The sequence below is a fragment of the Staphylococcus sp. GDX8P54P genome (genome assembly GCF_017893165.1).
In the GTDB taxonomy this organism is placed as follows: domain Bacteria; phylum Bacillota; class Bacilli; order Staphylococcales; family Staphylococcaceae; genus Staphylococcus; species Staphylococcus borealis.
Genome location: NZ_JAESMM010000056.1, coordinates 1 through 6,437 on the forward strand (window position 1 = coordinate 1; position 6,437 = coordinate 6,437).

At 33.8% G+C, this 6,437-nt stretch carries 6 protein-coding genes and 1 pseudogene; 3 read left to right on the forward strand and 4 right to left on the reverse strand.

The window, feature by feature from the left end:
- A pseudogene (locus tag KA909_RS12560) lies at positions 1-147 on the forward strand (MobV family relaxase); the annotation flags it as partial.
- A 243-nt stretch (positions 148-390) separates the two neighbouring features.
- A complete protein-coding gene (locus KA909_RS12565; protein ID WP_014125933.1) occupies positions 391-1,374 on the forward strand; it encodes a protein rep in 984 nt (327 codons plus the stop codon).
- 72 nt (positions 1,375-1,446) lie between these two features.
- On the opposite strand, the gene erm(C) is transcribed toward KA909_RS12565, so the two are convergent.
- Together erm(C) and ermCL are read right to left on the reverse strand one after the other, a co-directional pair.
- Entirely contained in the window at positions 1,447-2,181 is a 735-nt protein-coding gene (gene erm(C) / locus KA909_RS12570) for a 23S rRNA (adenine(2058)-N(6))-methyltransferase Erm(C) (protein WP_014125936.1), read from the reverse strand.
- Positions 2,182-2,241: 60 nt separating this feature from the next.
- Complete coding sequence (gene ermCL, locus KA909_RS12575; protein WP_014158491.1) at positions 2,242-2,301, reverse strand: 23S rRNA methylase leader peptide ErmCL; 60 nt, start codon at positions 2,299-2,301, stop codon at positions 2,242-2,244.
- Between the two features lie 567 nt (positions 2,302-2,868).
- Between ermCL and mobV the strand changes: the two genes are divergently transcribed.
- Positions 2,869-3,933 carry a MobV family relaxase gene (mobV, locus tag KA909_RS12580; RefSeq protein ID WP_172684477.1) on the forward strand — a complete coding sequence of 355 codons (1,065 nt, stop codon included), beginning with the start codon at positions 2,869-2,871 and terminating at the stop codon, positions 3,931-3,933.
- Between the two features lie 806 nt (positions 3,934-4,739).
- On the opposite strand, the gene cfr is transcribed toward mobV, so the two are convergent.
- Both cfr and KA909_RS12590 read right to left on the reverse strand, forming a co-directional pair.
- Positions 4,740-5,789, reverse strand: a complete 1,050-nt coding sequence (cfr, locus tag KA909_RS12585; RefSeq protein ID WP_001010505.1) for a 23S rRNA (adenine(2503)-C(8))-methyltransferase Cfr — start codon at positions 5,787-5,789, stop codon at positions 4,740-4,742.
- Between the two features lie 153 nt (positions 5,790-5,942).
- Positions 5,943-6,122 carry a hypothetical protein gene (locus KA909_RS12590; protein WP_013356267.1) on the reverse strand — a complete coding sequence of 60 codons (180 nt, stop codon included), beginning with the start codon at positions 6,120-6,122 and terminating at the stop codon, positions 5,943-5,945.
- Between the last annotated feature and the right edge of the window lie 315 nt (positions 6,123-6,437).

The window sequence follows — 6,437 nt, forward strand, 5'->3', positions numbered from 1 at the left end:
TTTAAGGGGTTTGTAGACAAGATAAAGGATAAAACAGCACAATTCCAAGAAAAACACGATTTAGAACCTAAAAAGAACGAATTTGAACTAACTCATAACCGTGAGGTAAAAAAAGAACGAAGTCGAGATCAGGGAATGAGTTTATAAAATAAAAAAAGCACCTGAAAAGGTGTCTTTTTTTGATGGTTTTGAACTTGTTCTTTCTTATCTTGATACATATAGAAACAACAAGTTTTTATTTTTATAGTTTACATCGCGTTTAAAGTGTTGGTGTGATTGGCTTTATAAGGTTAATGAACCTTTAAAAATCCTTGCACAGAAAAATACCCTATGTTATTGTTTAAGTTACCACACAAAAACAAATTTACATAGGGGGTTTCTGTATTAATTATGTGCAATAATAATAGCATTAATTCAGATGAAAAATCAAGTGTACTAATCGACAAAACAAAAAGTGGAAAAATAAGACCTTGGCGAGAAAAGAAAATGGCAAATGTAGATTATTTTGAACTCTTGCATATTCTTGAATTTAAAAAGGCTGAACGTGTAAAAGATTGTGCAGAGGTACTTGAATATAAAGTGAGTTATGAAACGGGAGAAAAAACGTTATATCGTGTGTGGTTTTGTAAATCTCGATTATGTCCAATGTGCAACTGGAGGAGAGCAATGAAGCATGGTATTCAGTCACAAAAGGTTGTTGCAGAAGTTATCAAACAAAAACCAACAGTTCGTTGGCTTTTCCTTACGTTGACCGTTAGAAATGTTTATGATGGTACTGAATTAAATAAAAGTTTATCGGATATGTCAAAAGGTTTTAATCGTATGATGAAATATAAGAAAATTAATAAAAACTTAGTTGGTTTTATGCGAGCGACAGAAGTAACTGTAAATAATATAGATAATTCTTATAACCAACACATGCATGTGTTGGTTTGTGTAGAAAGCACTTATTTTTATAACACTGAAAACTATGTGAATCAAAAGCAATGGATTCAATTTTGGAAAAGAGCTATGAAATTAGATTATGATCCAAACGTTAAAGTCCAAATGATTCGACCAAAAAATAAACATAAATCTGATATAAAATCAGCCATTGATGAAACTGCAAAATATCCAGTAAAAGATACAGATTTTATGACTGATGACGAAGAAAGAAATTTGCAGCGTTTAGCTGATTTGGAGGAAGGACTTTATCGAAAAAGATTAATTTCATATGGTGGTTTATTAAAGGAAATTCATAAGGAATTAAATCTTGATGACGCAGAAGATGGCGATTTAATACATACAGATGATGAAGAAAAAGCAGATGAAGATGGCTTTTCTATTATTGCAATGTGGAATTGGGAACGGAAAAATTATTTTATTAAAGAGTAATTCAACAAAAGGGCCAAGATTGTTTAAGCAAAACAAGACAAGTTAAGGGGTGCAGTTTACGCACCCCTTAACTTACTTATTAAATAATTTATAGCTATTGAAAAGAGACAAGAATTGCTCAAAGCTAATATTGTTTAAATCGTCAATTCCCGCATGTTTTAAGGATTTGTTAAATTGACTCTTTGTAAATATTTTCTTGTATTCTTTGTTAACCCATTTCATAACGAAATAATTATACTTCTGTTTATCTTTGTACGATATTCTTGATTTTTTTCTATTTAATCTGATAAGCGAGCTATTCACTTTAGGTTTAGGATGAAAATATTCTCTTGGAACCATACTTAATATAGAAATATCAACTTCTGCCATTAAAAGTAACGCCAATGAGCGCTTTGTATTCAATAACCTTTTAGCAAACCCGTATTCCACGATTAAATAACTCTCATCAGCTATACTTTCAAAAACAACTTTGCGTATTATATCCGTACTTATGTTGTAAGGTATATTACCAAATATTTTATAGGATTGGTTTTTAGGAAATTTAAACTGCAATATATCCTTGTTTAAAACTTGAAAATTATCGTGATTAACAAGTTTATTTTCTGTAGTCTTGCATAATTTATGGTCTATTTCAATAGCAGTTACGAAATTACACCTTTGTACTAATTCAAGGGTAAAATGCCCTTTTCCTGAGCCAATTTCAAAGATATTATCATGTTCATTTAAGCTTATATTTGTCATTATTTTATCTACATTACGTTTCGAAGTAATAAAGTTTTGACTGTCTTTTATATTTTTTTTGTTCATTATAACCCTCTTTAATGCGGTTATAATGAATTTTGCTTATCAACGATTCATTATAACCACTTATTTTTTGTTTGGTTGATAATCAACTGTGTTGATTACAAAAATACTAAAAATGCCCATATATTAATTCTCCTTCTTATAAACTTAAAATAATTATAGCACAAGCTCTGATAAATAAGAACATGATGAACGACCGTTAAATTTATACTGCAATCGGGCGCGATTGTTGAATAAGAATACAAAAGATACGAGAGATCATTCTCGTGTCTTTTGTTATTTTAAGTGGTTTTGTCCGTTATCCTGGAAAACCGAAAGTCGAGCAAATTTTGATTTTGCTGAGTACGGCTTTCGGTACGAAAAACATAACGGACAAAATAAAAAAGACAAGGGTTTAAGGTGGAGATTTTTCAGCGCAGCGTTTTGAAAAATACGACCTGTCCCTTGTCTTTTTTAAACGAGCCACGAGAGCAAATCCCCCTTTTGCTGAGGTGGCAGAGGTCAGGTTTTTTTGTTTCTTTTTTCTCGTAAAAAAAAGAAAGGTCTTAAAGGTTTTGTGCATACTGGTAATCAGTATGCAGGGTTTTGTTGGCAGAGCCAATAGCCTCGCAGAGCACACACTTTATGGATATAAAGTATAGTGTGCTATACTTTACATGGAAGTTGACCGAAATAAGGGGGCGTGTTTTTGTGAGTTTTGCTGTGGTACGGATGCAGAAAATGAAGAGTCCAGATTTAAAGGGCATGCAATTTCACAACCAGCGAGAACGGGAAAGTCGGACGAATCCAGACATCGATCCGGACCGTGAACATTTGAATTATGATTTGCTGCATCAAGAGAAAATTGATTACAACCAACAAGTAAAAGCCATCATCGAGAGCCAAAAAGTAAGCGAACGGAAAACCCGAAAAGATGCCGTGCTCGTAAATGAGCTGCTGGTGACATCGGACCGGAAATTTTTTGATGGGTTAGATCCGGCTGAACAGAAACGGTTTTTCGAGGAAAGCCATAAATTGTTTTCGGAACGCTACGGCAAACAAAATATCGCTTATGCGACGGTTCACAACGACGAGAAAACGCCTCACATGCATTTAGGGGTCGTTCCGATGCGTGACGGCAAACTCCAGGGCAAGAATGTCTTCAATCGGCAGGAGTTGCAGTGGATGCAGGAAGAATTCCCAAAACACATGCAAAGTGTTGGTTTTGAAGTCGAACGGGGCATTGCCTCTGACCGGAAACACATTGAAATGAGCCGTTTTAAGGCGTTAACGCTCAATGAAGAGATTAAAACCCTTGAGAAGGAAACAGAAGCCCTCAGAAACGCGCTGACGGCTTCTAAGAAGGTCGATGAGCTGCAAGTCACTAAACCCTCTCTATTTGACCGGAACCACGTAAAATTGCCTGTAGAGGACTTTGAAGCACTTAAAGCAAGAGCGAAGGCCACGGAAGCCATCGAAAGGACCATCGAGGCTCATGAAAAGCGATTTGACGATATGGTCGATAACGTGATCGACAGCGATCGGAAACTGGACCAAGAAAAAAGAAAAACGGCGCAGCTGCAGAAAGAAAATAACGGTTTGAAAAAAGAAAATCTCGATTTGCAGAAGGAAAACAAAACCCTGAAAAGCCAGTTGAATGTTTTGATGGAATTTGCAAAATCCCAGCTGGAGAAATTCAAGGAATGGCAAAAAGAGCGTCAGCAAGAAAAAGAAAACAATATTGCTAGAAAAAGAGACCAAGAGTTGGAACGCTGAAAGGCGCAGAGAGTCTTCACGCAAAGTGCCCAGTTATACACCACCCCAAATCGGGGTGGTGAAAGGAATTCACTTGTCGCCTTCGGATGTAAAAAATACATAAATAAAAATGAAAAAACAGCAATAATTCGTTCGTAAATTTAGCTTGAAACAGAAGAACGTTCGCAAAGTGGATGGCCACATTTACGAACGTTCTTTTTCTGTTTTCCGGTTGCTTTTGAGGTGTTCGAAAACGTGTACTTTTACGAACGCTAATAAAGTGAGAAATCAAATGATATTAAAAGGTTTTCAAAAAGTTGAAGAAGAACTTAGCAAGAGGGTTTCAGATTATATAATTGAGGAGGGTTTTATGAAGCTGAACGCATTCCCGAATACTTTCAAGTTGTTCTCTAGAGAGACTACATAAATTAACTGCCAAAGACTACATTTTTAGAATGCCATAAACATCTTCAAGTATATATTTCATTAACTTACATTTGTATTTAGGGAGAATAAAAAATCCTCCCAATTATTATTGGAAGGATTATCTATTCATTTATACTAAATAAGAGTTTTTTGTCATTCGACAAACAAAACATCTAGTTAAACTGATTTAAAAAAAATGGATGACTAATCCTATATCTTAGTACTTTGAAACTTATTCATTTCAAATTAGAAGAATACAGATTAGTTAATTATCTTCCACCCAGTAGTCCATTCATATTTGAAGAAAATACTAGCATAATTGAGTTATCAAAATAATATTAATTGCATTAATATTATTTAAAAATTCACCTTATTATATCAGCTATATACCTTGTTCAATACTATTGGCTATTTTGATAATTACCATATAATTGACCACAAGCAGCGTCAATATCAATCCCAAATTGACTTCTAATTGTGACATGGATACCAGCAGACTTCAAAACTTTGTAAAAGGCTTCTACCTGCCCTTCGTTTGCTTCTCCATACATCTCAGGTGCACTTATTGTAGGATTGTATCGTATCAAATTTACATGATATAACTTCCCTGATTTATAGCGACTTTTAAGAAGGCTAACAACTTCGTTTGCATGCTCAAGAGAATCATTTACACCAGGCAACATGATATAAGCTATATATACTTTCCTTGAAGTTAATCTTATATGTTCATCGAGTATATTCATTACCTCATCTATTGGGTATCTATCATTTATTGGCATCAATTTGCTGCGTTCCTCACTATAAGGTGAGTGTAATGAAAATGTAAGATTTACTTGAGGATATTCCTGGGTTATTTTTTTGATACTAGGTATAATACCAATCGTTGATATAGAAAGTCTACGAGGACTTAATGCAAATAAATTAGGATCCGTAAACGAATCAAGAGCATCAAATACTTGACGGTTGGCTAGAGCTTCACCCATTCCCATAAAAGAAATGCTATCAATTTGATGACCTAATAAATGGAAGTATAAAACTTGATCTGTTATCTCATCTACAGTTAGGTTTTTTTTCAATCCAATGTCGCCTGTAGCACAAAATTTACACCCAAAATTACATCCGCATTGTGATGATATACAAAATGACTCCCAACCTGCTTTATACTTCATGTTTACCGTTTCTACTCTCTCATTCTTTGATACTTCAAAAAGCACTTTCGTAACTTGCTCTGAATTTTGCTCTGCTAAGAGCTTGATATTCAAAACTGTTTCTCCAAAATTATTTATTAAATCCTCCCTAAGTAATTTTGGAAGAACCTTCATATCCTCAAATCGACTAATTCTTTGTTTAAAAATCGCATTGGTTATTTGTTTTATTCTATAATCAGGCTCATTATTACTTCTTAAAAATTCCTGTATTTTACCATACTTTGTTTTATTATTAAAATTCATTTCTTTCATCCTTTCACAATTTGCTCTAGTGGTAATTAGAATAATTGGAAAGGAGTAGCAGTCCCTAAGAATCAATTTCTTTTTGCACACAAAAAAAACACAGATAAAAATTACCGGTGCCGAAAGTCAAAACATACAAATATGCATATTTCACTACATAAAACAAGTATGTTGATGATCTTGTTTTAAACTTATCCATAGTAGAGGCAAAGCTCCGGCAACTGTTTTTATATCATTGTTTAGTTTAAAAAAGGACAGACTACTCCCTTTAATAGCTAAACGGTTTCCGATTTTTGTATTTTCACCGAATAAGATTCTAAAAACAGTTAACATAGCTATTACCTCCTTTCACTAATTAATATACTTAGCCTGTACTGTAACATTTTAATATTCAAATGTAAATATTAAAGTTAGCAACATAATGTAAAACCTAAATCAACCAATTTTATAAAAACTTTTAGTGCCTTGTCTTCATCTGATATTTATGGACTGGGGAAACCAACTGGACGAGATAGAAGGTGGGGGCTATTTGAACATTTACGTTAAGAAAATTGCAGCAAAAAATCGATTCCTTGAAGTTTAGGAATCGATTTTTAAATGTGTTTAATCGTCAAGAACTGTTATGGTTACAAGATAAATTCCCCGAGC